Consider the following 25,813-nt stretch of genomic DNA (forward strand, 5'->3'; position numbering starts at 1 on the left):
GGGTCATTCTCCCTTCCTGAGGGGCTCCGCCTGCTTGCACGATCGGATCACGAACGCCGCCCCGCTCCGGCGCGACGCGTCCACCTCGATGCTCCAGCCGATCGAGGCGAGGTCTGCCCGGACGGCGGCGAGCCCGACGCCGCGGCCGGCCAGATCGCTCACGTCGCCCTGCGTGCTCACGCCGGGCGCGAACAGGAGCTCGCGCGCGCGGCGCAGATCCGACGGATCCACGCCCGCGCGCGCCGCGAGGCTGTCGAAGTCGACGCCCTTGCCGTCGTCCTCGACGACGATCGTGGGCAGCGGCGCGTCGTCGATGCACACGGCGCGGATCACGCCGGTCTCGCCCTTGCCCGCCCGGCTCCGCGCGTCGGGGAGCTCGATGCCGTGCGCGATCGCGTTGCGCAGGAGGTGGACGATCACGCCGGGGAGCAGCCGGGCGAGATCCGGCGGGACGGGCACCTCGCGGCCGTCGATCTCGAGGCGCGCGCGCTTGCCCTCGTTCTCCGCCCAGCGAGGGACGCGCTCGACGAGCGGCGCGACCACCTCGCCGAACGGCCGCGCCGCGAGGCGGCGGACGATCTCGGACGCCTCCCCGCCCTGCCCGCCCAGGAGCTCGCCGAGGCGCGCGACGTCCGCCCGGCGGACCGTGATCTGGTCGAGGATCGCCCGCCCGATGGGCGACGCGTCGACGAACGTCTCCTGCGCGCGCGTGAGCTCGTCCTCGACGCGCCGGAGCCGCGAGCGCCAGGACGCCGAGCACCCGTCGATCGAGATCCCGTTCTCCGAGCGCGCGCGCGCCTGGACGGCGCAGAGCTCGTCCTCGAGCGTCAAGATCTCGTCCGCCAGGCGATCGAGGTCGAACGAGCGGGCCTCCCCTTTCATGGTGTGCAGCGTCTGCAGGAGCTCGTCGACGTCCGCGGGGCTCAGCCGGTCGCCGCCCTGCAGGATCTCGCCGCACCGGAGCACGCGGTCGCGCGAGATCTCGATGAAGCGGACGAAGACCTGGCCGCCGCCGGCGACGAGGCGGCGCATCGCCGCGATCTGGCGCGCGTGCTCCTCGTCCTTGGTCCTCACGCTCTCCTCGAGGCGCCGGAGCGCGGTCTCGTCGGTCGCGAGCAGCATGATCCGCGCGATCTTCCCGCCGGAGACCACGGGGCAGAACTCGAGCCGCAGGAACCTGCGCTCGCCCGGCGTCCGCTCGAACCACACCTCCCGCGGCGCGAGCTCGGCGACCTCCGCGAAGGCGTCGATCTCCGCGTCGAACGCCACATCGACCCATCGCTGGAGCGCCTGGCTCTCGACGCAGAGCGGCGCGCCGCTGTAAAGGAGGTCCGCGACGTGGCAGCCCGCCGCGGCGCGCCCACCGAAGATCTGCCTCGCCTGCCTCGACACCTCGCTGCCCAGGCGGCCGTCGGGGCCGAACGCCACGATCGCCTCACGCAGGTTGTCGAAGAGCTCGCGGAGGCTCCTCGTCGCCATCTGGAGCTGCTCCTCGCGCTCGAGGATGGCGGCGCTCATCGCGTTGAACCCGTCGGCGAGCCGGCCGAGCTCGTCGCCGGTCCGGACGTCCACCCGGACGGCCCGGTCCCCCTGGCCGACACGCCGCGCCGCATCGACGAGCTGCGAGAGCGGGCGCACGATCTGCCATCGAGCGAACCCGACGAGCAGGAACACCGTCAGCGCCCCCAGGAGCCCCGCGGCGGCGAGGATGTTGTTACGCGCCGTGGCGAACGCGGCGTTCTCCTGGTCCAGGGAGAAGACGAGGACGAGCGTCCCGAGGCGCCGCCCGTCGTCGCGCACGATCGGGCGAGCGACGCGGATCTGGCCCTCGAGGACCTGGTCCTCGGCGCCCCGCGAGGTGAAGCTCGACAGGCCCTCCGGCAGCGCTCCGACCATGGCGACGGGGGCGGCGCCGGCGTCCCACGCGGCGGCGCCGAGGAGCGAGCGGTTCGACTTGAGCTCTTCGAGGTCGCTCTGCGCGGACTCCCGATCGCCGAAGTCGAGCGGCGCCGTCAACACCCCCGCGAGCAGATCCGCCATCATCGATGCGGCGCTCGCCTTTGCCGACACGAGGCCGTCTCTTGTATTCCGGATTACCCTGCTGGCGACAAGCACCGTGACCGCCGTGAGGACAGCCACCGTCATCGCGGCGAGCTTGACGCCGATGCCGAGGCGAACGCCGGCGCGCCGCCGGCGAGGCCTCGCATCAGGGGGATCAGGGGCAGCGTCCAGCATCAGAGGCTCGGCACGACCAGGCGCATCCGGTACGAGAATCGTTCAAGGAAAAGCCCGTATGTCATCCTGACCCCCATGAAGTCGGGCATGACCAGGCACGCCGTCGAAGCCCCCTCGATGTCCGATGTCGAGCCGACGTGCGCTTCGTGTCGTCCGCCAGGTCCCCGGGAAGACCACGTGGAGGCCTCGTTCACCCTCCCGTGCGCCGAACCGCGCGAGCCCCCGAACCGCTCGACGTCAATCACCTGATGAGGCAGAGACAGGTACGCTCGCGCACCCCGCGAACAACAACGCTACGGGGATCATTTCATCTTTGCAACGGAAATTCGTCGATGACGTGAGGCGCCACTTGCCTCGCTTCACACCAGCGCTCTCGCAGCTCGGCCGCAGGTGGAGCGGGTGTGAAGAGCTGGCTGGCACACATCAGCTCGGCCGGCTGGCGCCCTGACGCACAGCGACAAGTGCGGTACGACACTCGGCGGGAGGGGGGCGTCAACTCGTCGGACAGGAGTCGAGCGCCGCGAGCTTTTCCGGGTTGCGGTGGGCGTAGATGCCTCGGATCACGCCGGCGTCGACGCTCACGGTGAGGGCGACCACGAGGCGAGCTTCACCGTAGACGAGGAGACCAGGGGAGCCGTTGAACCACCGCAGCACGAAGCGGTAGGGAGCACCGGAAGCTGCCTTGGTGCTCCAGATCCGGACGAAGAAGGCGCTCACGGCGTCCACGCCGCGGAGCACCTCGGTCACGGTCCGGGCCTTGCCGCCCCCGTCCGCATGGAGCTCCACGCTCTCCGCGAGCAGGCTGCGGAGCTCGTCGAGCTCGCCGGCGCGGGCGGCGCTCAGGAACGCGGTCAAGAGGCGCTGGTGTTCGGCGGACGACGCCGGGAACTTCGGCCGCGCGTTGCGGACGCGCGTGCGGGCGCGGGAGGCGAGCTTCCGGCACGCGGCGCTCTGCTTGCCGAGCACGGCAGAGATCTCGTCGAAGCTGTGACCGAACACGTCGTGCAGCAGGAAGGCCGCGCGTTCGGTCGGCGTCAGCCGCTCGAGGGCGAGCATCAACGCGACGGAGACGGTCTCGTCGACCTGCGGCTCCTCGTCGGGGCTCCGCGCGCCCTCGTCCAGGAGCGGCTCCGGCAGCCATGTGCCGACGTACGTCTCCCGCCGGGAGCGAGCCGACTGCAAGGCGTTCAGCGCGATGCGGCTGCACACGGTGACGAGCCACGCGCGAGCATCGCGGACCTGCCCGATGTCGGCCTGGTTCCATTTGATAAACGTCTCCTGCACGATATCGAGGGCGTCGGCGCGCGTGCCGAGCATCCGGTAGGCGAGGCCCTCGAGGAGGGGGCGGTGGCTCTCGAAGAGATGCGTTCGCTGGTCCATGACCTTCGCTCGCGGGCGCTGGGCATCAGCCGGGCAAAGCGTCGGCTCGCGCCGGCTCGTCCGGTGAGGCAAGGGCAAGGAAGAGACGGTCGATCTGGGCGCGCGCACGCGCGATGCGAGGCGACCGAGAGGCCTCGTCTCCGCGCATCCCGTCCACCGCGATCGAATCGACCTTCACGATGCCGATGAACGCCAGGATGGCCCGGAGATACCCGATCTGAAAATCGTCCTCCACGACGGGAGAGGCGGTGCCGCCGCGCGTCGTCACGACGGTGGCCGACGTGCTGGTGAGGAGGCCCATGCAGCGCCCTTCCTTCATGATGAACGTGCGGTCGGTGCGGACCACGTGATCGAGGTAGGCCTTGAGGGTGGATGGGAGCGAGAGATTGTACAGCGGGCTGCTGATCAGCAGGTGATCGGCCGAGCTCAGCTCGGCGATCAAAGCGTCGGACAACGTGAGGCCCTCGGGCGGCGCCCCCCCGCCGGGCGGCGGGGGGGCGAAGAACGCGGCGAGGGTGGCGGCATCGAGGTGCGGCACCGGGTGCCGGGCGAGGTCGCGGACGACGACGCGACCGCCGGGATTCGCTCCTGTCCAGCGTGACTGGAAGTAGTCCGCCAGCGCCCGCGAGGTCGATCCCTGTGTACGGACGCTTGCGTCGATCCTGAGCAGTGTCTTCATGTCCTCTCCGGGTAGGGTCCGCTCCAAGGACAAGGCGGCCCGCTGAAATGTGACCGGAGAAGACGCGTTCGCTCGAGGTCGCGCGCGGCCCTCGGCGAGGGGGTCACGTGGGCGCTTCGCCCACAAGGTCGACCGGGCCGCGCCGAGGGCTGCCTCCTCGTCGGTGCTCTAGTTGCAGCTCTCCTCCGCGCTGCCGCCGAACACCGTGGTCCAGTAGGACCGGTACGTCCCTCCCCCGGTCGCCCGCCCGATGCCGATGACCTTGAAGCTGGACCCGAGCATGTTCGTGTTGTGACCGGGCGAGTTCTTCCACTGGTCGAACGTCGCCTGCGCCCCCGAGTTGCCGGCCGCGATGTTCTCGGCCATGGCGGTCTTCGGCCCACAGCCGAGCTCATAACACGCGTTGCACGCGCGATCCCAGGGCGACCGGCCGTCGAGGCTCGAGTGCGAGAAGTAGTTCTGATCCCGCATGTCCTCGCTGTGCCCCTGGGCCGCGCGGTTCATCGAGGTGCAGGCCGAGAGCGCCCCGAGCCCGTTCTGCGCGCGGTACTGGTTGATGATGCCGAGGAACGCCTGCTCCTCGGCGTCGAGCGACGTCGTGTCGGGCGCGGCGCCGTCGCACGCCGGGCACGCGCCGCAGTCGCTCGCGCAGCTCGAGCAGTCCTCGCCCCCGCCGCACACGCCATTGCCGCAGACCTCGCCGCCGCCGCTCTGGCCGCCGCTGCCGCCTTCCCCGCCGCCGCCCTCGCCGCCGTCCGGGCTCAGAGGGGTGCACCGCGCCTGCGCGTAAAGCTGCTTCCAGCTCCGCCTGCACGGGTCGCTCCCGAACGTCGCGTCGCTCGCCCTCACGGTGCAGCTCGCCTGTCCGAGACAGGCGCGCTCCACCACCGACTTCGACGAGGACGCGTTGCACGAGCCGGCCCTGAAGCTACCGCAGACCCCGCTCGGCCGGCCGTAGCTCGCGAACTCGATGGCCGAGATGACGTGTCCGGCAGGACACGCGAGCGTGATCGACGAGCCCTCCCAGGCGGTGTCGCAGATCGAGGACTCCAGCGCTCCGCCCTGCTCGTCGGAGAGCTCCTCGTCGAGGGGCTCGACGTCGGTCGATCCAAGGCAGCCGATGAAAGAACCACCGGCGAGGAGGGCGAGGACGAGCGTCCTATGCACGGCACTCATAGACATGCTCCTTATGTACAAGCCTGTTCAAGCGCGGCCCGCGCGACGCCGCGGCTCGCGCCGGCGGACACACCGGGGCTCACGGCGCCTCGACAGGCCCCCGAAAACAGCGTTGTTCAGGGGGCGGAGTGACGCCCAGCGCAAGGCAGCGCCGCGCAACGCCTCCCTTCGATTCGCTCACAGCACGGTGTCACCTGACCGCCAGCATGTCCAGCGGCGAATGACGCGAGCGCGCATGATTTGCCGCCTCATCCATGGATCTTTTCAGAAGCCGTGGAACCGATATGCACAGGACTCGACGATACAGCATTTCTCCAGCGAAGATCGGTATTCAACAAGGCGCCAGGGGGACACCTCATCTCCGTTGAGCCGAAGGGTGGGTATCCGTGCGTCCGGAGGAGACCGCGGCCCGCGATCCATCCGCGCCGGCGCGATCGCGGTCGTCCCGTACGGCCTAGCCGGCGCAGGCCGCCCGGCGCGGCCGCCCGCTCGCTCACGTCCACGGCAGAGCCTCCCCAGGCGCCATGGCCGCGCAATCACGCGACCCGACGCGACCCGACGCGACCCGACGCGACCCGAAGCAGCCAGACGACGGCGCGACCCCGCGACGGCGACCGGACCGTGGGCCGCGAGGATCGCCCCCGCGCCGGCGCCTGTGCTATGACCGCCATCCATGCGCCTCAAGGACCGCGTTGTCTTCATCACCGGAGCGTCCCGCGGGATCGGCCGGGCCATCGCCCTCGCCTGCGCGCGCGAAGGGGCCGATATCGTCGTCGCCGCCAAGACGGAGGTCGCCGAGAACCCGCGCCTCCCGGGCACCATCCACGACGTCGCCCGCGAGGTCGAGGCGCTCGGGCGGCGCGCGCTGCCCGTCAAGCTCGACGTGCGCGACGACGAGGCGTGCAGGGGCGCCGTCGCCGCCGCCGTCGAGCGCTTCGGGCGCGTCGACGCGCTCATCAACAACGCCGGCGCGCTCTGGTGGGCCGACGTCCTCGACACGCCCATGAAGAAGTTCGACCTCATCATGGGCATCAACGTGCGCGCGTCGTTCGCCCTGTCGCAGGCCGTCCTCCCCCACATGATCGCGCAGAAGTACGGCCACATCCTCATGATGTCGCCCCCCGTCGACGCCTCGGCCTGCGCCCACCACGGCGCCTACGCGGTCTCGAAGTTCGGCATGACCATGATCGCCCACGCCATCGCCGAGGAGTACGCGGACCACAACGTCACGGCCCACGCCCTCTGGCCCGCCACGGCCATCGAGAGCTACGCGACCCTCAATTTCGGCCTCGGCGGCCCGGAGCTCTGGCGCAAGGCGGACATCCTCGCCGACGCGACGCTCGCGCTGCTCTCGCGCGAGCCGTCGGCCCGGCGCGGCAAGGCGTGGATCGACGAGGCGCTGCTCCGCGAGGAGGGCGTCACCGACTTCTCCAGGTACCAGTGCGTGCCGGGCGTCGAGCCGCCGCACTTCCCCTTCTCCGCGATCCCCACGGCGACGACGACCAGGAAGTGAGGCTGAGGACGTGAGCGGCGACGACGAGAAGGCGCGCCCCGGCGCGGTCGGCGGCATCGATCCCGGGCCCGAGATCGCCGCGGTCTTCGACGACCTGGAGGCGCTGCTCAAGAACGGCGACGTCATCGCCGCGCTCACGTCGCGCGGGATCAACGCCAGCCTGGCGCTGCTCGCCGCGCACGCGCTCCGCGCCTACCTCGCGGACCGGAAGGCCGACGCGGCCGAGGATTTCGCGACCGTCGCCGAGGAGATCCGCGGCCGCCTCGCCGCGAGCGGCGAGGGGTCGACGGCGGACGCAGGGGCCGAGGGAGCACCCTCGCGCTCGAACGGGAGGCGCTGAATGAGCACGAGCTCCGATGCAGAACCGAGATCCCAGGCGGGCGACGGCGCCCAGGCGCGCGGCGACGGCGCCGGAGAGCGCGGCGACGGCGCCCAGGCGCGCGGCGACGGCGCGCGCCCCCTGCCCCCCTGGGCGCCGGCCGCCGCGCTGTCCGGCGCCGAGTACTCCGCCGTCGAGCTCGCGCAGGGCGACGACCGCGTGTTCCTCCTCGATCAGCGCGATCTGCCCGAGCGCGAGCGCTACGTCACCGTGACCGACGTCGCCGGCGTCGCCGAGGCGATCCGCGCGATGGTGATCCGCGGCGCCCCCGCGATCGGCATCGCCGCCGCGTACGGGATGGCGCTCGCCGCGCGCGCCGCCCGGAACGAGGGCGCCGCCGAGTACGTCGCCGCCCTCCGGGCCGCGGCGGAGCACCTCGCCAGCGCCCGGCCCACCGCCGTGAACCTCGGGTGGGCGGTGCGGCGCGCGGTCGCCACGGCCCTGGAGCACGCCGCCCGGCGCGGCGAGGAGCGCGCGCGCGACCTCGCCGAGCTCGCGCGCGCCATCCACCGCGAGGACGTCGCCGCCTGCCGCCAGATGGGCCGCACCGGCGCGGCCCGCCTGCCCGAGTCGGGCACGATCCTCACCCACTGCAACGCCGGCGCGCTCGCGACCGGCGGCTACGGCACGGCGCTCGGCGTCATCCGCGCCGCCATCGACGAGGGCAAGTCGCTCCACGTGCTCGCGTGCGAGACCCGCCCGTACCTGCAGGGCGCCCGCCTGACGGCGTGGGAGCTCCAGCGCGACGGCGTGCCCGTCGAGGTGATCTCCGACTCGATGGCCGCGTGGTTCATGCAGAAGGGCGAGATCGGCGCCGTCGTCGTCGGCGCCGACCGCATCGCGCGGAACGGCGACGTCGCGAACAAGATCGGCACCTACGGCCTCGCCTGCCTGGCGCGCCACCACGGCGTCCCGTTCTACGTGGCCGCCCCGTGGAGCACGATCGATCTCGCGACCGAGAGCGGCGCCTCGATCCCGATCGAGGAGCGGAGCAGCGACGAGGTCGCGGTCGTGGGCGGCCGCCGCATCCTCCCCGCCGGGGTGCCCGCCCGCCACCCGGCCTTCGACGTGACCCCCGCCGAGCTCGTCACCGCCGTCTTCACGGAGCGCGGCAAGCTGTCGCCGCGCGAGATCTGCCGCTCCGTCCCGCCTTCCGCCTAGGCGCCGCATGAGCTAAGGACAGGCGCGATGGCGCAGCACTCGCCCAAGCCCGAGTGGCTCAAGGTCCGCGTCCCCGGCGGCGACACCTACCACCACCTCAAGGAGACGTTCCGCAAGCTCGATCTCCACACGGTCTGCGAGGAGGCGCGCTGCCCGAACGTCGGCGAGTGCTGGCGCGAGGGGACCGCGACCGTGATGCTCCTCGGCGACGTGTGCACGCGCGGCTGCCGCTTCTGCGCGGTCACGACCGGCGACCCGCGCGGCGCGGTCGACGTCCGCGAGCCGGAGCACGTGGCCCGCGCCATCGCCCGGCTCGAGCTCCAGTACGTCGTGATGACCATGGTCAACCGCGACGACCTGCTCGACGGCGGCGCCGATCACGTCGCCCGCACGGTCCACCGCCTGCACGCGCTCCGCCCCGACCTGCTCATCGAGACCCTGGTCGGCGATTTCCAGGGGCACATGAGCGCCGTCGACGCCGTGGTCGACGCCGGGCCCGACGTGTTCGCCCACAACGTCGAGGTCGTCCGCCGCCTCACCCGCGCCATCCGCGACGTCCGGTCGAGCTACGATCAGTCGCTCGCCGTGCTGGGGCGCGCGAAGGAGCGGCAGCGGCGCCTCGCCGCGGACGCGGCGGAGCGCGGCGCGCCGGCGCCGCGGCGGCTCACCAAGAGCTCGATCATGGTCGGCATCGGCGAGACCGACGACGAGGTGCTGGAGGCGCTGCGCGACCTGCGCGCGGCCGGGGTGGACATCGTGACCCTCGGCCAGTACCTCCGCCCGACGCCGAAGCACGCGCCCGTGCAGCGCTTCGTCGAGCCCGAGGCGTTCGCCGCGTTCGAGCGGGCGGCGCTCGAGATGGGCTTCCTCTACGCCGCGAGCGCGCCGCTCGTGCGCTCGAGCTACAAGGCGGCCGAGGTCTTCGTCCGCAGCCTGATCGACCGGAGCGACGGCGCGGCCCAGCAGCCCGCCTCCGCCCCGGCGGGCGACGCGGCCGCGGCGCGCATCGAGGCGCTCCTCGAGGAGCGCCTCGCCGTGGCCCGGCGCGAGGCCGCCCGCATCGCCGCCGAGCTCGACCCGGCCGAGGCCTCGCCGTCCGCGGCGCCGGCGGGCGCCGCCCGCCTCGTACCGGCCTCCTCCCTCGTCCGCCGCTAGCGCGATGATGAACGAAATCGCTGCGTTGCGGAGCGGCCGGGGGGGACGATCCGGGCGGGGCGCCGTGCGCGTGGATGCAAGCGCCTTGACGCTTCCCGGCGGCTGGCCGAGCGTGGCCACGGTTTAGGAGGGTCAGACAGCACGATGCCCGCTCCCATCGACAGGCGTCCCGGCGGCGTCGCTCCCGGCGCCCCGCGCTCCGGCGCGGACGCGTCCCGCACCCATGTGGCCTCGATCCTCACCCAGGCGGCGAGGGCGTACAGCGCGCGTCCGCCGATCGAGGACATCACGATGCCCACCGGCTTCGACCCCGCCGCCGTGGCGCTGTTCGAGTCGATCATCGAGGCCGCGTTCCTCGTCGCGAACGCCGGCGGCGGCCTCGGCGATGCGGAGCGCAGGCGCTTCCAGGCCGCCGTCGTGAGCGCCTGCCATGAGCTCGTCCACGAGAAGCAGCTCGAGGCGCTCCTCGCCGACCTGCGCGAGATGCTCGCCGACGACGGGATGGAGAAGCGCGTCGGCATGGTCGCCCGCACGATCGCGCGGACCGAGCACCAGCGCGAGGTGCTCCGCGTGGCGGCGTTCATGGCGCACGCCATCGACGGCGTGGGCGAGCGGGAGCGCGGCGTGCTGGAGCAGCTCGCGCGCGGGTTCAAGCTCGACGCGGCCGCGGTCGACGACGCGATCGCGCAGGCGGCCGAGCTGGCGAAGGGATAGCCTGGACGTCTGCCCCGCGGCGCGCGGCCACGCGCGACGAGGCGCGCGGCCCCCCTCGACGGGGCGCGATGACTCGCCGCGGCGCGCCGGGCGAGCGGCGCCGCGCGCTGCGACGGGTCGACGTCATGCGGGGAGCGAATGAGCGACCTCCGCGTCTCGGCACTGGTCTCGGGCAGCGCCTTTGATTAGTGTCCCGCGAGCCGATGAGCACCGCGACGTACTCCACCGACCGCCCGCCGACCGCCTCAGGGGCCAGCCTGGAGCCGCAGGCCGCCGTCGCCCGGCACCCGCTCGACACGTGCGCCGACGACGTCATCAAGGTCCTGCGCGACGACGGCTCGCTCGATCCCGCGCACGATCCGAAGCTCCCCCCGTCGGAGGTGATCACCCTCTACAAGGCGATGCTGCGCGTCCGCCAGCTCGACGAGCGCCTCGTGGCGCTGCAGCGGCAGGGGCGCATCGGGTTCCACATCGGCTCGCTCGGCGAGGAGGCGGCGGTCCTCGGCAGCGCCTCGGCGATGCGGCCGCAGGACTGGCTCTTCCCGTGCTACCGCGAGTTCGGGGCCGCGCTCTGGCGAGGGCTGCCGCTCCAGCGGTACATCGACAACATGTTCGGAAACGCGAACGACACGGTGAAGGGGCGGCAGATGCCGGACCACTACACCTACCGCGCGGGGCGCTTCGGGTCGGTGAGCTCGCCCATCGGCACGCAGATCACGCAGGCCGTGGGGTTCGCGTGGGCCGCGAAGCTCAAGCGCGACGACCTCGCCACGCTGGTCTACTTCGGCGACGGCGCGACGAGCTCGTCGGATTTCCACAGCGGCCTGAACTTCGCGGGCGTGTACAAGGCGCCGGTCGTCTTCTTCTGCCGCAACAACGGCTGGGCGATCAGCGTGCCGACCGAGCGGCAGACCGCGAGCCCCACGTTCGCGTGCAAGGGCGTCGCGTACGGCGTGCCCGGGGTGCGGGTGGACGGCAACGACCTGTTCGCCGTGGTGAAGGTGACGCGCGACGCGGTGGAGCGCGCCGCGCGGGGCGAGGGGGCGACGCTCATCGAGGCGATGACGTACCGCCTGTCGGGCCACTCGACGAGCGACGATCCCAAGGCGTACCGCCCGGACGCGTGGCTCGAGCCGTGGCGGCGGCTCGATCCGATAGAGCGGCTGCGGCGGCACCTGGAGCGCGCCGCGGGCTGGACCGAGGCGCAGGATCGCGAGATCGAGGCCGCGGTCGACGCGGAGGTGAAGGCGTGCGTCGCGGTCGCGGAGAAGACGCCGCCGCCGCCGCTCGACTCGATGTTCGAGGATGTCTACGCGGAGCCGCCGTGGCACCTCGTCGAGCAGCGGGAGCAGCTCAAGGCGGGGCCGCGGCCGAGGGGCCACGGCGGCCACTAGCGCCGCGCGCGGGCGCGGCGTGTGGGGGGCGTCGCCGCCTTCGGGGCGGCGCGCCGGGCGGCGTCGGAGCGGCCGGGGTGGCGCCGCCGCCCGCGAGCGATGGGGGTGCCCAGGGGAGCGGGGGCGCCCGTGCTGTGTGCGCTTCCACCCCTGGCCGAGAGACGGAGACGAAGAGCATGCCTCAGATGAACATGGTCCAGGCGATCAACGACGCGCTACGCCACGAGATGCGGCGGGACGCGCGGGTCGTCGTGCTCGGCGAGGATGTCGGCAAGGTCGGCGGCGTGTTCCGCGTGACCCAGGGCCTGTTCGACGAGTTCGGGGACGACCGCGTGATCGACACGCCGCTCTCGGAGGCCGGGATCGTCGGGACGGCGATCGGCATGGCGCTCTACGGGCTCGTGCCGATCCCGGAGATCCAGTTCGCGGATTTCATCTATCCCGCGTACGACCAGATCGTGTCGGAGCTGGCGAAGTACCGTTACCGCTCCGGCGGCGAGTACCCGTCGAAGCTCGTCATCCGCACGCCGGTGGGCGGCGGCATCCGCGGCGGCCACTACCACTCGCAGTCGCCCGAGTCGCAGTTCATCCACGTGGCGGGCCTCAAGGTGGTGTGCCCGTCGAACCCGGCGGACGCGAAGGGGCTGCTCCTCTCGTCGATCCGGGACCCGGATCCGGTGCTCTTCTTCGAGCCGAAGCGCATCTACCGCGCGGCGAAGGGCGACGTCCCGGAGGGCGAGTTCACGGTCCCGCTCGGCAAGGCGAAGGTCGTCCGTCCGGGCTGGCACGTGACGCTCGTCGTCTGGGGGGCGATGCTCTACGAGGCGCTCGACGCGGCGAACCAGGCGGCCGCGCAGGGCATCGAGTGCGAGGTCATCGATCTGCGGACGCTGTGGCCGCTCGACATCGAGACGGTCATCGAGTCGGTGAAGCGGACCGGCCGGTTCATCGTGGTGCACGAGGCGCCGAGGACGTGCGGCCTCGGGGCCGAGCTCGTCACGCTGGTGAACGAGAAGGCGTTCCTGCACCTGGAGGCGCCGCCGGTGCGGGTCACCGGCTTCGACACCCCGTTCCCCTACACGCTCGAGAACGAGTACCTCCCGCTCTCGCATCGTATCCTTCCGGCGATCCTCGAGACGGCGAGGTACTGACGAGATGGGCAAGTACGAGTTCAGGCTTCCGGACATCGGCGAGGGCGTCACGGAGGGGGAGATCGTGAGCTGGCTGGTATCGCCGGGCGACCTGGTCGCCGAGGACCAGCCGATGGTCGAGGTGATGACCGACAAGGCGACGGTGACGATCACGTCGCCGCGCGCGGGCCGCGTCGTCGAGACGAGGGGCGAGGTGGGCGGGGTGGTCCCGGTCCACTCGGTGCTCGTGGTGTTCGATCTCGACGACCGGCCTGCGGGGGCGGCCGCGGGGGCGCCGGCGACGGCCGCGGGGGCGGCGGCCGCGGGGGCGGCGGCGACGGCCGCGGGGGCGCCGGCGACGGCCGCGGGGGCGGCGGCGACGGGGGCCCCGGCGACGGGGACAGGGATGCGGAGCGCCGCGGCGAAGGCGGCCGGCGCGGCGGAGCCGGCGGCGACGGCGGTCGGCGACCTCCGGGAGGACCTGCCGGGGATGAACCTGGCGGCGCCGGCGCCGGCCGCGTGGATGAACGGCGGCCTGCGCGGCGGCGCGGCGGCGTACTTCAACGAGAAGCCGCTCGCGACGCCGGCGACGCGCAAGCTGGCGCGCGACCTCGGGGTCGACCTGCGGCGCGTGCCGCCGACCGGCCCGGGCGGCCGCGTGACGAAGGACGACGTGCGCGCGCTGGAGGCGCCCGAGCCGGCCTCCGTGAGGGCCGAGGCGGCGCCGGGGCGCGCGCCGGCGGCCGGCGTGGCGGGCGGGGCAGACCGCGTGGAGGGCGGGGCGGAGCGCGTGACGGGCGCGGCGGATCGCGCCGCGGGCGCGGCCCCCGAGCTGCTTCCCGAGGGCCCCGGGCGCGCGGCGGCCGGGCGCGAGGGGGAGCGCGAGCGCGGGTTGCCCGGGGCGCCGGGCGACGAGCGCATCCCGCTCCGCGGCGTGCGCAAGCGGATCTTCGAGGGGATGTCGCGGTCGAAGCACACGGCGGCGCACTTCACCTTCGTCGAGGAGTGCGACGTCTCCGCGCTGAAGGAGCGCCGCGCGCGCCTGCGCCCCCTGGCCGAGCAGGCGGGGGTCAAGCTGACGTTCCTCCCCTTCTTCGTGAAGGCCGCGGTCGCGGCGCTCAAGAAGCACCCGATGCTGAACAGCACCTTCGACGAGGCCACGCAGGAGATCGTCGTCAAGAGGAGCTATCATATCGGCATCGCCTCCGCGACGGAGGCCGGCCTCATCGTGCCGGTCGTGCGCGACGCGGATCGGCGGAGCGTGCTCGACATCGCGCGGGAGATCGCGCGGCTCGGCGAGGACACGAAGTCCGGTCGGGTGAAGCCGGAGGATCTCGGCGGCTCGACGTTCACGATCACGTCGCTCGGCCAGCAAGGGGGGTTGTTCGCGACGCCGATCCTGAATTTCCCCGAGGTCGCGATCCTGGGGATCCACCAGATGAAGCAGAAGCCGGTGGTCCGCGACGGGCAGATCGTGATCGGCGACGTGATGCTGCTGTCGCTGTCGTTCGATCACCGGATCATCGACGGCCACGTGGGGGCGGCGTTCGCGTACGAGATCATCGGGTACCTGGAGGACCCGGATCGGCTGTTCCTGGAGATGAGCTGAGGGAGAGGCTCATCGTGCCTCGGGACGAGCGACCGTCGTGAGCGCCTGAGCCTCTCCGGGACGGGCGCCCGCGCGTGCGCAGCCGGTCCGGTGCTGCGCGCTGAGGCCCGCATCGGCCGCGGCAACATGACACGCTGGCAGTACGAGTGTGGCCGGGGCGGGCAAGGAGGCGGCGTTCGCGCTCCAGACCCTCCAGGCGCTCTTCCGGGTCGAGGAGGAATGCGCCCTGTGCAGCCCCGACGAGCGCCTCGAGATCCGGCAGCGCGCGTCCGCACCGCTGATTGACGAGCTCTTCGCCCGGGTCGAGGCGCAGCGGCAGGTCGTCCCGGAGCATTCGCCGTTGCGCGAAGGGCTGGTCTATCTGCACAACCAGAGGGCCGCGCTCTGCGAGTTCCCTTCCAACGGGGAGATCCCCATCCACAACAATGCCTCCGAGAGGGATCTGCGCCGCGTCGTCGAGGGGCGGCTGAAGTACCTGGATCTGGCTCGGATCACCGGCTCGCGGCGCGTCCTGCGCGCTCGCCCTGCCGCGCGCGCTCGCGACACCTTCGCTGCTGGCGCACCTCCTCAGCGACAAGCTCTGCGACGGCCTGCCGTTCCATCGCCAGGAGTGTTAGACTCGCCGCATGGGGCTCTTGACCTTCAGCATCAACGTCACCCTGGACGGCTGCGTCGACCACCAGGAGGGAATCGCCGACGACGAGACACACGCCTTCTTCACCCGCCTCATGGACGAGGGCGGGGCGATGCTGTGGGGCCGCGTCACCTACGAGATGATGGAGAGCTACTGGCCGGCGGTCGCCCGCGGCGACGAGGAGGCGCCGCCGGCGATGCGCGCGTGGGCGGTCAAGCTGGAGGCCAAGCCGAAGTACGTGGTGTCGTCGACGCGAAAGGACTTCCCGTGGACCAACAGCCACCACATCGCCGGCGACCTGCGCACGGGCGTGCAGAAGCTCAAGGACGCGACCCCGGCCGGCGTGCTCCTCGGGAGCGGCAAGCTCGCGACCGAGCTCGACCGGCTGGATCTGATCGACGAATACAAGTTCCTCGTCCACCCCAGGATCGCCGGCCACGGTCCGACCCTGTACCAGAGCGGGCTGCCCAGCACGCGACGGCTCGAGCTGGTCTCGACGAAGCCGCTCCGACGCGGCGCGGTCGCGATGCACTACCGGCGCGCGCGCTGACGCAGAGCAGCCCCATCGCGGCCAGCTCGCGGGCCAGCGCGCCGTCGGGAGCCCTCTGGTTCAGACCGGGAGCCTGGGTAGCACCCGGACGGACCGGGAGCCTGGAGAGCATGGGCCTTGAGGGGCTGCCGGCGACGAGCACCATCGGCGAGCTGCTCAAGAAACACGGGCTGATCCGGCCCCGGCGGCGCCGCGTGGTGATGCCAACGTCAGCGATGCCGTCGACGCTGGCTCCAGCGGAGCAGCCGAATGACACATGATGCGTCGATTTCAAGGGGCACTTTGCGCTTGGCGACAAGACCCGGTGCCACCCGCTGACGTGACCAGGCCTCGCGGTACTTGCTCGTATCCGGACACGATGGCCGTGTGACGCGTGGGGGACATGGGACGGCTGCAGCTCGGTGGCGCGAGCACCTTCGTCTCCAAGCGGATCGCCAACGAACCCGTGGAGCTGCTTCCGATCGCCGACGACGTCTGGGAGCTGTACTACGGGCCGGTTCTGCTCGCGCAGGTCACCTTGAGGAACAAGGAGCTGCAGCTCGCCAAGGCACGGTGACCTGCGCGCACTCACGCCGGAACGTGAGGAGAGGCTCGCGTGTACCGAGACCGCGGGAAGCGGTTCGTGTATAGATCCTGGCGGCCCGAGAGAGCGCGGTGAGCGTGTCGCGTCGACGAGGATCCGGCCCCTGTTTCCAGTCCTCCCGGAGCAGGGGCCTGTAGCTCAAGGAAGTGTCACCCCGGCTCCCGGTCAGAACTGTTACCAGGGCTCCGCTCGTACAGTCCCGGCGCCTCTGCCGCGCACCCCCGCCGACCCTGCTGCGCAGCCCCGACGCCCTGCTACGCACCCTTCGCTCCCCTCCTGCGTACCCCCGTACGTGTCCTTTGTTACACTCACGCGGCTCCTGCGCCGCTCCAGCGCCCTCCTGCGCACCCCTTTTTGTGTCCTGCGCAACCATCGTTCGACGCCTGCGCACCGCCGCCGACCCTGCTGCACGATCCTGGCACCCTCCTGCGCGGCCCTGGCACCCTCCTGCGCGGGTCCGTCGTCCTCCTGCGCAGGCCATTTTGTGTCCTATTCAACAATTTCGCCTCCTGCGCATGCCGAAATGTGCCCTGTGCAACAATTCCGTCCTTTCTGACCGTTCGCCGCGCCGCGGTCCGCGGTCCGCGGCGCGCGGCGTTCGGGCGGTCGGCACGCCCCTGCATTCGCGCTGCGAGCCATAGCCTGCCCCAATCCGCTGACGAGGTAATTCCCCGTGCGACGTGAGCGCCGCGATTTCTCCTATGGCCAATGCCTTTCCCTGCCGTTAGCCTCAGACGATCCGGCCCCCCCATTCGGAGGGGCGCTGACCCCCAGCAAGGAGGAGTATCGTCCCATGGCGCAGAAAGCACCCAATGCCGCATCATCCAGGCCCAGGAAAGCCCAGAAGAAGCGCGCTTCGAGCGACGCGCAGGGCGCGGCGCTCTCGTCCGGCGGAGCGGCAGCGTACACGCTGAGCCCCGCGCGAGAGGCCGAGCTGCTACGAGAGGCCGAGGCGCTCGGCGACAACACCCTGCATTTCCCTGGCAAGCTCGCTCGACGCGTCATCTGGTCGAGCCGTATTCAGCTCGCCGCCGAGCGTGACGCGGCGGATCTCGTCCGCACCCCGTTCGCCGAGGACGAGCCCCGGCTCACGCGCGAGGAGATCCACGCGCTCCGCGACAAGATCGAGCTCTTGCGCGTCATGCAGTCGCGCTGGCAAGCGGCGCAGCAGCGCCAGGAGCGGGCCGCCGCGGCCTTCGAGAAGCCGGCCACCGAGGCCGCCCAGCACCGGCAAGCGCTCCTCCGCTTCTTCGATCTCCGCTTCAAGAAGAGCCCGGAGGGGCAAAAGCGGCTCGCGGCGATCCGCGCGGGCAGCGGCGACGCGGATCTGGTCCAGGACGTCTCCGACCTCCTCTTGCTCTGCTCCGAGCACGCGGAGGCCATTCAAACGGCGCCGCGCGGCGAGGCCGCCGCCGAGGCCCGCCTCCGCGAGCTCTCGCCGCTGCTCGCGCGCATGCTCGCCGACAAGACGCTCTCGCTCGATGCGGTGCGCTCGCGCAAGCTCCGCGACGCCGCGTACACGCTCGTCGTGAACGCCGAGCGAAGGCTGCGCGCCGCCGCGGAGTACTGGTACGCCGGCACCGACAAGGTGAAGGACTATGCGCCGTTCCCCGTCTCCCGCGGCGCGTCCGCCGGAGCAGAGGACGAGGCCGACGCCGACGCGGAGGAAGGCGACGCCTCGGAGGAAGGCGAGTCGGAGGACAGCGTGCCGGAGGAGGAGGAGGGCGACTCGGGAGACGACGAGCCCGCTGAGGACGAGGACGACCGGGAGTCGCCCTCGCTTCGCGCGTAGCGGCACGCCCTTCGAACGCAGCGTCGCTGCCCCCTGTGTCGGGCCGCCCAACGACGCATTTGCGGTGCCGAACCGTCGCGAGCCATCGCTTTCCTCGGGATTCTGCGGGGGCGAGACGACGGATCGCACCCTCTCGGAAGCCATGAACCCAACGCGGGTCCAGGCGATGTGCCTGGGGCTTGGCGAGCCGTCAAGCAGAAGCACGCAGGACTTGTCGAGCCGCTCTCGCTGGACGCGCTGGCGGTCGAAGTCCAATCATGTCCCGCAGCGCGCCGATGGCCTTTATGCGTCGCTTGTACAGCGTAGAGAGAGGTACTCCCGCGTCTTGCGCTATCTGGGCCATCGAGACTCCGTCCAGGTCGTGTGCCACAAGAACCAAGCGCAGCTCCGGATCGAGCTTGTTCACTGCGTCGACGGTGCCGGCCCTCCTGTTGTTGTACTCCATCGCCGCAGCAGCGTCCGGTGTCGAGTCGAGCACATCGATCGAAGCGACCAGCTCTTCCCTGCGGTGCTGCGCGCGCCCGTGGTAGTGCGAGGCAACGTGTACGGCGATCGCGTTCAACCAGCGTTCCGGCCTGCTGCGCTTCGGATCGAACCTGGGCCAGCTCTCCCAGGCGTTGACCCAGACTTCGCCCGCAACATCGCCGCGATGGCACCGTGGGATCCCCAGCCTCTTCAGCCAGCGCAGAACGGCACGAACCAGCGTCGGGCAAAACAAGCGCTCGCACGCGGCGGCGCGTTTGTCCTGATTCGGATGAACCATGGCGTCACCCCCCTGGGCAATCTCCCGCCTCGTGATGCTGGCTCCCCAAACGGCGACGGCGTCGAGTCGCTGTCGATGGCCACCCGGAATGCGGCGCGGGTCCGAGCTCCTCCCCGGAACGCGCAACCCCAATCGCATGCCCGCGTCTGCGGCGCCCGCGGTGTGGCTGCGCTCACCCATGGCTCCCTACTCCCGGCAATGTCGTGCTCAGCGAGGAGCGCTCCACGTCCTCCCATTCGAGCCCGCGCGCTGGGGTGGCCCCCCGGTCGTCTTGCTGTAGGGGAAAGCTCGTCAGCGTGGCAGCGCGACGCGCGAGCTCAGCGCCCGCCCCGGCGTGAGCGGCGAGCGGCGCTCGCAGCCGCGGCAGTGGAGGCGGCGGGAGCTTGGCCCGTGGGCTCCTGCCAGCCGGGTCAGGAGCCGGCGCCACGGGCGGCGGAACATCAAGCGCGCGAGGGAGTATCGAGGGGGGACTCGGCGGCGCCGAGATCGACCCCGGCGAGGCCGCCGTACGCGCCGCGCTCTCGCGCCTGCGGATCGACTCGTCGAGCTTGATCACGACGGTATCCTCCGCATCCGTCCGGTAGTCGTCGTGCAGCCGCCACAGGCGCTCCCAGTACCGGGCAGGCGTGCCCGTGAAGCTCTCCAGTTGCCGCGCGAGAACGGGCGTGACCGGGAGGTCGCTCTTCAGCAGCCGCTCCACTTCCCGTGGCGTCAGCCCCGTGCTCTCGGCCAGCTTCCGTTGCCACCCGGGAATGGTGGCGCAGAACGTCTCGAGGACGCGGCCCGGCCACGGAACGGGGCGCGCTCCGGCGCCGGTCATCGCCGCGATGACCGCATCGACATGGCAGTCCAGCAGGCGCTGATGTCGCCCGAGCTCCCGCTCTGCCCTTTCCTTCGCTTCGGTCAGGGCGTCCCCGACGTCCTCACACCTCTCCTCGTGGGTCTCGCGCAACGCGCGTTCGCGGCCCAGCGCTTCGCGCGCCGTGACCGCGAAGCCGATCGCAACACAGGCCATCATCGCGAGCCCGATCGGCGAAACGAGCCACACCGCACCCAGCATCTCCTCCATCGAATTCGCCTCCTGGACGTGATCGTTGTTGTTCGACGCAAGGCGGATCTCGGCCTTGGGCTGTCCGAAGACATCACCAGCACCGCCGCCCGCGAGCCGTCGGCGGACAGCCGATGCCTCAGCGAATCTGCGCCAGGAGCGCTTCACGCTCCGCGGCGAGCTGCCCTTGCGGGAATTCCCGCGCATGCGTCTCAAGCAACTGGCGCGCCTCGGCATCTGCGAGCGCGCTATGAGCCTCGATGGCCCTTCCGGCCTGGTCGATGAGGCTCCACTCGTGCTCGCTGGCGGCTGGGAGCACGGCGCCGGCAGGGAACGAGATACGGCGAGCCGGCGCGCCTGACGGCGCAGGCACGCGGCCCCTCGCGGCCTCCTCGCGTGCGCCTCCGTCCTGCGCAGGCGGCGCGATCTCCTGGGCCGCCTTCGCGGCCGTTGCGGCCGCCGCCCGCATGGGGCGTTGAGCCGGCGGCTGCGCGATCTCCTGCGCCGCAGGTGCGGGCGCAGGGGCGTGCACCGCCGCCGGCCGCGACCACGACGCCGGGCTGAACGAGCCCGGCAACGCCGCGACCACGGCCCCTGTCAGCACGACGACGGCTCCCTGAATCACGATCTTGAAGCCCAGGCGGCCCAACTTGCTCACCCAGCCCTCGCGGCCGCCCAGATCGATGGCGAAGGGGACGCATGCCGCGTCGTCCCACCCGCGCGAGCGTTGCCGCGCCTTCCAGCGTTCCATGGCCGCGTCCAGGTGCTCGCGTGCCCGGCGGTATTGCGTCCTCACCGTCTTCGGCTTGAGCCCCAGCTCGGAGGCGATCTCGGCGAGCGACATCTCCTCGAGATCGTGCTTGATCAAGACGTCGCGGTACTTGGGGTCGACCTGGTTGATCAGGGAGCGAATGAGCGCCTCCCGCTGCTGCCTGCGGACCAGCTCTTCCGGACTCGGGCACCCCGCCTGAAGCTCGTGAGCGTCGAACGGCGTCAGGACCTCCCGCCGGCGGAATGCGTTCCGGACGTGGTTCCGCGCCTGGTTCAGGACGATGGTGGCACCGTACGATGCCCGGGCTTCCCCGAGATCGACCCGCCGATCCGCTTCGAGTCCCCGCAGCAAGGCCTCCTGCGCGATGTCCTCTGCGTGTCGCGCAGGGACACCCAAGCGCCTCGCGAGGCGCCGGAAGAACTCGAAGCCGGCGGGAGTGCTGGCTGGCTCGCCCATGACCGGTAGAACACCTGAGCCGGCGGGAGTGCTTCAAGAAAATGCAGGACCGCACCGCCCGCGATGGGAGACCGCACCGCCGGCGGTGAGGTGGTGTGCGGCGTGGGGCGTGGCGGCCCGCGCAGCGGCGAACCGGCGGCTGCATTCCACCGTCGGGCGAGATCTTGTCATCCAACCGTTCACTTTGTGACGTTTTTCATCGCGGTTGACGCCGTGCGGCGGGCGCAAGTACGGTCCATGCATGCGTTTCGCGGCGCAATCGCTGTGGATAGGCCTGATGCTTGGCGTCACGATCGGCATGACGCAACCGGTCCGTGCGGAAGACCGCAATCCGGCACCCGGAGGAAGCGTCGGTCCGACCGTAAAGGATTCTCTTCGCCGCGCGCGGCGAGCTCGGGCATCGGGACAGTGGGCCGAGGCGCACGCTGCGTACAAGGCGGCCTTCGAGGCGATCGACGCGACATGGGACACGGAGAGAGAGGCCGCCGAGATCGCCGGAGAGCTGGGCTCTGCGAGCTCGCGCTGCGCAAGTACCGTGACGCGGCGGAGCACCTGGCGTGGAGCCTGGAGCGGCGCAAGGCGCTTTCACCTGCGCAGCAAAAGCGATTTGGAAAGGGACTGGCCGACGCGGTGAAGCTCGTCGCGACGCTCTATCTATCGGTGGATCCGCCGGATGCCGAGGTGCTCATCGATGGCACGCCCATCGGCCGGCCCAGGCGGACGTACAGGCTGTTCTTCGAGCCTGGCATGCACATGGTGCGGGCCCGAGCGCGGGGCCGAGAGGAAGCACTCCAGTCGCTGGACGCCCGGGCGGGAGCGGAGACGAAGATGACGATCCAGTTACCTCGCGCGGCGGTGAGCAGCGCGGACGAGGCCGCGCCTGCCGGCGTTGCGAAGAAAGCCGCCACGGAGCCGCACGAGGCGACGACCTCCGCGCAAGCGCCGGCGGCGTCGGCGTCCTGGCCGGGGACGTTGCGGATCGGCGGCGTCGCCCTCACGACGTCGACGGCGACGGCCGGCGCGGTCTTTCTGCTGCGCGCCCATGTGGTGCACAGCAACCTGCGCGAGGCCAATGGCGTGCGTCGCGCGCAGGGCTGGGCGCCCGACGCATGCCGCGCAGCGAGCGCGCCGGTGTCGTGCGCCGAGATTCAGGGCCAGACCAAGGAGCGAGACCTGCTCGCCACCCTGGGCAAGGTGTCGCTGGCGGCGAGCGCCGTGTTCGGGATCGCGACGACGGCCTCCTTTTTCACGGAGGTCGCGGTCTTCGGGGGCGCGCCGGCAACCGGAGGCGTCCGCCTCGTACCGGTGACGACGGGCGAACGGGCGGGCGTGCTCCTCGAAGGAGCATGGTGAGGGGGAGGGAGGCTGATGCGTCGTAGAGCAAACTTCCGAGGTCGAGAGAGCCTTCGTGCCCTCGCGGCCGTCGCGCTCGGCTTGACCGGCGCCGTTGGCACATCGGGGTGCTACTCGGAGAGCTGCGGGGAAGTTTTCCTGTGCGAGAGCCCTCCTCCCCAGCCGTCGCCCTGTGACGGGGGTCCAGCGTCGGCGGCGTCTCTGGATGAATGCGGGGTGTTCGTCAGCGAGCATGGCGATGACAACGATCCCGGCACGAAGGACGCGCCGGTGAGGACCTTGCAACATGCGATCGGGCTCGCCGCGAGCGGACGGGGGAACGGCGAGGCGGCGACCCGGCGCGTGTACGCGTGTGGCGGGTTGTTCGAGGAGAAGATCACGCTCCCCTCAGGGGTCGACCTCTGGGGCAGCCGTCACTGTGATTCCGGCGGCGATTGGTCGTATGACGGGTCGTTCGGCGGGCCGAATGAGTTCACCGTCATCGCGCCGCCCGGAGGGATCCCGGTGCGGGTCCTTGGGGGGGACGATGCGGTCGTCGCGGGGGACGATGCCGTGTCCGTGATCTTCGGCGTGCGCGTCGAGGCGGCGGATGCTTCCGCGAACGATGGCAAGTCGTCGATCGCGATGATCCTGAGCGCCGGCGCCAGGGCGATCGTGCGGGCGAGCGAGATCCTCGCGGGCAACGGCAAGGATGGGCAGCCAGGCAAGGACGCGCCGAGCTTCCGCGCGCGCTCCGGCGTGGTGGGGAACGACGGCGCGGACGCCTGCACCGCGGACGCGGCCCCGGGCGCCCTTCCGGTCGTGACCGCGTGCGGCAACGGCATCGAGTCGACGGGTGGCTACGGGGGGGATGGAGGCCTCGAGGCGGGCGGCGACGGGGCGTCAGGACTGCCGGAACCGAGCGGGACTCCGGACAACCGCGGCCTGGCTGGCCGCGGTGCGTCCAGCATGCCGTGCAACGCGGGGGAGGATGGAGCAGAGGGCGCCGATGCAGAGCGCGCTGCCGGCGCGGTCGGCGCTGGCCTCCTGGGCGTCGATGGATGGGTCGGCGTGCGCGGAGACGACGGGAAGAAGGGCGGCGTCGGTCAGAGCGGCGGCGGGGGTGGTGGCGGCAAGGGGCGCGACTCCGCCATGAACGCGTGTCCGGCAGGTCGGCCCCAGGGCGGTGCGGCCGGCGGATCGGGCGGCAGCGGCGGCTGTGGGGGCGAAGGGGGCCAGGGGGGCGACTACGGCGGCGCGAGCATCGCGATCGTGGCACTGCAGGGGAGCGCCATCACGGTCGAGGCCGGCAGCAAGGTCCTCGGGGCCAAGGGCGGCGATGGCGGGGTCGGCGGAACGGGCCAGTGGGGAGGCTTTGGCCTTGCTGGCGGCCTTGGCGGAAACGCTCGTCTGACCGACGCGTCGCGAGGCTGCAGAGGCGGCTTTGGCGGCCGCGGCGGCCGCGGGGGCGATGCCGGCGGCGGTCTCGGGGGCCACTCGCTCGGCATCGGTTCCCTGGACGCCTCCGTGGCCATCTCGGAGCATGCGACGGTCTTGCCCGGAGACGCCGGTAAGGGTGGCCGCGGCGGCAATGCATCCGCGGAAGACACGGTTGGCCAGGGGCGAGCCGGGACTACGGCGTTCTGGTACCGGTTCGATGCGCCAGACCCGGAACCGCCTCGATGAACCACCTTGTGCTGGCGGCCCCCGTCAGGAGACGCACATGAGAAAGAGCACCGCGGCTACCTTGGTCCTTCTGCTGTCCCCCTGGGCGATCGGCTGCGGAACTGCGCCCGGCGTGAACGACCCTGGCGTGGCGCCTTGTGAAGGCACCTCGTGCGAGGACGAGCCGCCCCCGGAGTCGGTCTGCGTCGAGCACGTCGCCGCCGATATCCTCGACGACGGCTGCGGCGTGTTCGTCGCCGGAGCCTACGGTTTTGGCGACGACAGGAACCCCGGCACAAAGGCGAGGCCGGTGTTCACCGTCGAGCGCGCCGTCGAGCTCGCGCGCACGGGACGAGGGCGCGTGTTCATCTGCAATGACGGATTCGTGGTGCATCAGATCAGGGTGCCCTCTGGCGTGGATCTCCTCGGGGGCTTCGACTGCCGGAAATGGGTGCGCAGCGATCTACCCAAGCGGTCCTCGTTTTCTCACGAGCCGGTCTTCGGTCCCATGGTGATCGTCGAGCCTGCGGGCCCCGAGGACAGGGGGGCCGCAGATGGGGTGTCGACGCTCGCCGATCTCTATGTCCAGAGCTGGGGCCCGATCGGCGTGCTCGCTCAGTCCAACACGGTGGTGGAGATCCTGCGGAGCGAGATCTCCGCCAGCGGAGGATCGGGAGGCCGCGATGGCGAGAGGTGGCCGTCCACGCCACCGTACGGACCGGATGGCATGTTCGGTGGGGACGCGTGCTCGGCGACCGTTGTCGCCGGCGGGCCTGCGCCCGTGAACCGGTGCGAGAGCGGGCATACGAGCGTCGGCGGCAAGGGAGGAGACGGGCTGCCCGACAGCGCCGCGGATGGAGGTGACGGTGAGCCTGCCGACGCTTCGCACCCGGGAAGCGGTGGTATCGGGGAGCAGGACAACCGCAGTTGCTCCGGAGGATCCGACGGGGGCCACGGGGCTCCTGGAACGCAGGGGGCGCCGGGCACGGGCATCGGGCGCCTCACCGAGACCGGATGGAAGGGCGACACGGGAGGCGCGGGAACGTGGGGCACGCCGGGCCAGGGTGGCGGCGGCGGGGGCGGTCGCCGGGGCGGGATCGCCCGGTGCGGCGTGGCCTCCGAGGGAGGCCCAAGCGGAGGCTCGGGCGGGGCCGGCGGTTGCGGAGGCCGCGGCGGCCGCGGGGGAGCGAACGGACAGCCGTCCATCGGCGTTCTCGCGCTTCACGCCCGGGTGACCGTGCGCGACACCAAGATCACGGCGGACTATGGCGGCGATGGCGGCGACGGCGGGGAGCCCCAGCGCGGCGGCCGAGGCGGCCGAGGCGCACCGGGCGGAACGCTGCGGGATGAGCTCGCCGCCTGTTCCGGCGGCCGGGGCGGCGAAGGAGGGCCCGGCGGCTACGGCGGCCCCGGGCGCGGCGGCGACTCGATCGGCATCGCCTACCTCGACGAGGACCAGCTCACGCTCGAGGGCGTCACCATCGAGACCGGACAGCCGGGCAAGGGCGGCACCAGCTGGAACCACGATGGCAGCACGACGGTGGCAGAGGGCGGCAAGGCCCACAAGACGCTTCGGTTCCCTGAATAGGCGGCTCCGCGGGCGGGCCGGCGGCGCTGGCCGCGTCTTGAGCGGACGACGAGCGGCGTGAGCGTGGCGACCAGCCAGCGCGCGCACTCGTGCCGCTTTGAGCGC

21 protein-coding genes and 2 pseudogenes are annotated in these 25,813 nt (G+C 71.7%); 16 read left to right on the forward strand and 7 right to left on the reverse strand.

Going from position 1 to position 25,813, the window contains the following annotated elements; all coding sequences use genetic code 11:
• Window positions 1–3 precede the first annotated feature (3 nt).
• From WMF31_RS29590 to WMF31_RS29605, 4 genes are all read right to left on the reverse strand, one after another.
• Window positions 4–2,043, reverse strand: a complete 2,040-nt coding sequence (locus WMF31_RS29590) for a HAMP domain-containing protein (RefSeq protein ID WP_436605159.1) — start codon at window positions 2,041–2,043, stop codon at window positions 4–6.
• Window positions 2,044–2,727: 684 nt separating this feature from the next.
• Window positions 2,728–3,615, reverse strand: a complete 888-nt coding sequence (gene sigJ / locus WMF31_RS29595) for an RNA polymerase sigma factor SigJ (RefSeq protein WP_436605160.1) — start codon at window positions 3,613–3,615, stop codon at window positions 2,728–2,730.
• Between the two features lie 25 nt (window positions 3,616–3,640).
• Window positions 3,641–4,327: an FMN-dependent NADH-azoreductase gene (locus WMF31_RS29600; RefSeq protein WP_436605161.1), complete on the reverse strand. Its 687-nt coding sequence runs from the start codon at window positions 4,325–4,327 to the stop codon at window positions 3,641–3,643.
• Between the two features lie 135 nt (window positions 4,328–4,462).
• Window positions 4,463–5,470 carry a CAP domain-containing protein gene (locus WMF31_RS29605; RefSeq protein WP_436605162.1) on the reverse strand — a complete coding sequence of 336 codons (1,008 nt, stop codon included), beginning with the start codon at window positions 5,468–5,470 and terminating at the stop codon, window positions 4,463–4,465.
• 673 nt (window positions 5,471–6,143) lie between these two features.
• Between WMF31_RS29605 and WMF31_RS29610 the strand changes: the two genes are divergently transcribed.
• From WMF31_RS29610 to WMF31_RS29665, 12 genes and pseudogenes are all read left to right on the forward strand, one after another.
• The gene (locus WMF31_RS29610) at window positions 6,144–6,983 is read left to right on the forward strand and encodes an SDR family oxidoreductase (RefSeq protein WP_436605163.1); all 840 of its coding nucleotides are present in this window, start codon (window positions 6,144–6,146) and stop codon (window positions 6,981–6,983) included.
• A gap of 10 nt (window positions 6,984–6,993) precedes the next feature.
• Window positions 6,994–7,323: a hypothetical protein gene (locus WMF31_RS29615; RefSeq protein ID WP_436605164.1), complete on the forward strand. Its 330-nt coding sequence runs from the start codon at window positions 6,994–6,996 to the stop codon at window positions 7,321–7,323.
• Window positions 7,324–8,523, forward strand: a complete 1,200-nt coding sequence (gene mtnA, locus WMF31_RS29620) for an S-methyl-5-thioribose-1-phosphate isomerase (RefSeq protein WP_436605165.1) — start codon at window positions 7,324–7,326, stop codon at window positions 8,521–8,523.
• Between the two features lie 27 nt (window positions 8,524–8,550).
• Window positions 8,551–9,678: a lipoyl synthase gene (gene lipA, locus WMF31_RS29625; protein ID WP_436605166.1), complete on the forward strand. Its 1,128-nt coding sequence runs from the start codon at window positions 8,551–8,553 to the stop codon at window positions 9,676–9,678.
• Window positions 9,679–9,822: 144 nt separating this feature from the next.
• A complete protein-coding gene (locus tag WMF31_RS29630; RefSeq protein ID WP_436605167.1) occupies window positions 9,823–10,392 on the forward strand; it encodes a tellurite resistance TerB family protein in 570 nt (189 codons plus the stop codon).
• A gap of 203 nt (window positions 10,393–10,595) precedes the next feature.
• Window positions 10,596–11,786: a thiamine pyrophosphate-dependent dehydrogenase E1 component subunit alpha gene (locus tag WMF31_RS29635; protein WP_436605168.1), complete on the forward strand. Its 1,191-nt coding sequence runs from the start codon at window positions 10,596–10,598 to the stop codon at window positions 11,784–11,786.
• A 176-nt stretch (window positions 11,787–11,962) separates the two neighbouring features.
• A complete protein-coding gene (locus WMF31_RS29640) occupies window positions 11,963–12,937 on the forward strand; it encodes an alpha-ketoacid dehydrogenase subunit beta (protein WP_129346330.1) in 975 nt (324 codons plus the stop codon).
• Window positions 12,938–12,941: 4 nt separating this feature from the next.
• Entirely contained in the window at window positions 12,942–14,525 is a 1,584-nt protein-coding gene (locus WMF31_RS29645) for a dihydrolipoamide acetyltransferase family protein (protein ID WP_436605169.1), read from the forward strand.
• 148 nt (window positions 14,526–14,673) lie between these two features.
• Window positions 14,674–14,997, forward strand: a pseudogene (locus tag WMF31_RS29650) (IS66 family transposase); the annotation flags it as partial.
• Between the two features lie 154 nt (window positions 14,998–15,151).
• Window positions 15,152–15,709, forward strand: a complete 558-nt coding sequence (locus WMF31_RS29655) for a dihydrofolate reductase family protein (RefSeq protein WP_436605170.1) — start codon at window positions 15,152–15,154, stop codon at window positions 15,707–15,709.
• A gap of 101 nt (window positions 15,710–15,810) precedes the next feature.
• Window positions 15,811–16,265: pseudogene (locus tag WMF31_RS29660) on the forward strand (hypothetical protein); the annotation flags it as partial.
• Window positions 16,266–17,085: 820 nt separating this feature from the next.
• On the forward strand, window positions 17,086–18,084 hold the full coding sequence (locus tag WMF31_RS29665; RefSeq protein ID WP_436605171.1) for an ATPase: 999 nt from the start codon (window positions 17,086–17,088) through the stop codon (window positions 18,082–18,084).
• A 190-nt stretch (window positions 18,085–18,274) separates the two neighbouring features.
• On the opposite strand, the gene WMF31_RS29670 is transcribed toward WMF31_RS29665, so the two are convergent.
• The 3 genes from WMF31_RS29670 to WMF31_RS29680 all read right to left on the reverse strand — a co-directional run bounded on the left by WMF31_RS29670 (window position 18,275) and on the right by WMF31_RS29680 (window position 21,123).
• Window positions 18,275–18,847 carry a sigma-70 family RNA polymerase sigma factor gene (locus WMF31_RS29670; protein WP_436605172.1) on the reverse strand — a complete coding sequence of 191 codons (573 nt, stop codon included), beginning with the start codon at window positions 18,845–18,847 and terminating at the stop codon, window positions 18,275–18,277.
• 172 nt (window positions 18,848–19,019) lie between these two features.
• Window positions 19,020–20,063, reverse strand: coding sequence for a helix-turn-helix transcriptional regulator (locus tag WMF31_RS29675; protein ID WP_436605173.1), 1,044 nt, complete (start codon window positions 20,061–20,063; stop codon window positions 19,020–19,022).
• A complete protein-coding gene (locus WMF31_RS29680) occupies window positions 20,035–21,123 on the reverse strand; it encodes an RNA polymerase sigma factor (protein ID WP_436605174.1) in 1,089 nt (362 codons plus the stop codon). The genes WMF31_RS29675 and WMF31_RS29680 overlap by 29 nt, the downstream gene beginning before the upstream one ends.
• Window positions 21,124–21,364: 241 nt before the next feature.
• On the opposite strand from WMF31_RS29680, the gene WMF31_RS29685 reads away from it, so the two are divergent.
• Genes WMF31_RS29685 through WMF31_RS29700 form a run of 4 tightly spaced genes read left to right on the forward strand, consistent with a single transcriptional unit; the run spans window position 21,365 to window position 25,708 of the window.
• Complete coding sequence (locus tag WMF31_RS29685) at window positions 21,365–21,757, forward strand: hypothetical protein (protein ID WP_436605175.1); 393 nt, start codon at window positions 21,365–21,367, stop codon at window positions 21,755–21,757.
• Complete coding sequence (locus WMF31_RS29690) at window positions 21,754–22,476, forward strand: hypothetical protein (RefSeq protein WP_436605176.1); 723 nt, start codon at window positions 21,754–21,756, stop codon at window positions 22,474–22,476. The genes WMF31_RS29685 and WMF31_RS29690 overlap by 4 nt, the downstream gene beginning before the upstream one ends.
• 15 nt (window positions 22,477–22,491) lie before the next feature.
• A complete protein-coding gene (locus tag WMF31_RS29695; RefSeq protein ID WP_436605177.1) occupies window positions 22,492–24,141 on the forward strand; it encodes a hypothetical protein in 1,650 nt (549 codons plus the stop codon).
• Between the two features lie 37 nt (window positions 24,142–24,178).
• Window positions 24,179–25,708 carry a hypothetical protein gene (locus WMF31_RS29700; protein ID WP_436605178.1) on the forward strand — a complete coding sequence of 510 codons (1,530 nt, stop codon included), beginning with the start codon at window positions 24,179–24,181 and terminating at the stop codon, window positions 25,706–25,708.
• Window positions 25,709–25,813: the final 105 nt, after the last annotated feature.

The organism is Sorangium sp. So ce1036 (assembly GCF_051369805.1).
In the GTDB taxonomy this organism is placed as follows: Bacteria; Myxococcota_A; Polyangia; order Polyangiales; family Polyangiaceae; genus Sorangium; species Sorangium cellulosum_F.

Bases quoted from the DNA above. Each gene is read 5' to 3' on its own strand.
- WMF31_RS29590 (WP_436605159.1), bottom strand. From the start codon at position 2,043: ATGATGGCGGATCTGCTCGCGGGGGTGTTGACGGCGCCGCTCGACTTC.
- sigJ (WP_436605160.1), bottom strand. From the start codon at position 3,615: ATGGACCAGCGAACGCATCTCTTCGAGAGCCACCGCCCCCTCCTCGAG.
- WMF31_RS29605 (WP_436605162.1), bottom strand. From the start codon at position 5,470: ATGAGTGCCGTGCATAGGACGCTCGTCCTCGCCCTCCTCGCCGGTGGT.
- WMF31_RS29610 (WP_436605163.1), top strand. From the start codon at position 6,144: ATGCGCCTCAAGGACCGCGTTGTCTTCATCACCGGAGCGTCCCGCGGG.
- mtnA (WP_436605165.1), top strand. From the start codon at position 7,324: ATGAGCACGAGCTCCGATGCAGAACCGAGATCCCAGGCGGGCGACGGC.
- lipA (WP_436605166.1), top strand. From the start codon at position 8,551: ATGGCGCAGCACTCGCCCAAGCCCGAGTGGCTCAAGGTCCGCGTCCCC.
- WMF31_RS29630 (WP_436605167.1), top strand. From the start codon at position 9,823: ATGCCCGCTCCCATCGACAGGCGTCCCGGCGGCGTCGCTCCCGGCGCC.
- WMF31_RS29635 (WP_436605168.1), top strand. From the start codon at position 10,596: ATGAGCACCGCGACGTACTCCACCGACCGCCCGCCGACCGCCTCAGGG.
- WMF31_RS29640 (WP_129346330.1), top strand. From the start codon at position 11,963: ATGCCTCAGATGAACATGGTCCAGGCGATCAACGACGCGCTACGCCAC.
- WMF31_RS29645 (WP_436605169.1), top strand. From the start codon at position 12,942: ATGGGCAAGTACGAGTTCAGGCTTCCGGACATCGGCGAGGGCGTCACG.
- WMF31_RS29655 (WP_436605170.1), top strand. From the start codon at position 15,152: ATGGGGCTCTTGACCTTCAGCATCAACGTCACCCTGGACGGCTGCGTC.
- WMF31_RS29665 (WP_436605171.1), top strand. From the start codon at position 17,086: ATGGCGCAGAAAGCACCCAATGCCGCATCATCCAGGCCCAGGAAAGCC.
- WMF31_RS29670 (WP_436605172.1), bottom strand. From the start codon at position 18,847: ATGGTTCATCCGAATCAGGACAAACGCGCCGCCGCGTGCGAGCGCTTG.
- WMF31_RS29680 (WP_436605174.1), bottom strand. From the start codon at position 21,123: ATGGGCGAGCCAGCCAGCACTCCCGCCGGCTTCGAGTTCTTCCGGCGC.
- WMF31_RS29685 (WP_436605175.1), top strand. From the start codon at position 21,365: ATGCGTTTCGCGGCGCAATCGCTGTGGATAGGCCTGATGCTTGGCGTC.
- WMF31_RS29695 (WP_436605177.1), top strand. From the start codon at position 22,492: ATGCGTCGTAGAGCAAACTTCCGAGGTCGAGAGAGCCTTCGTGCCCTC.
- WMF31_RS29700 (WP_436605178.1), top strand. From the start codon at position 24,179: ATGAGAAAGAGCACCGCGGCTACCTTGGTCCTTCTGCTGTCCCCCTGG.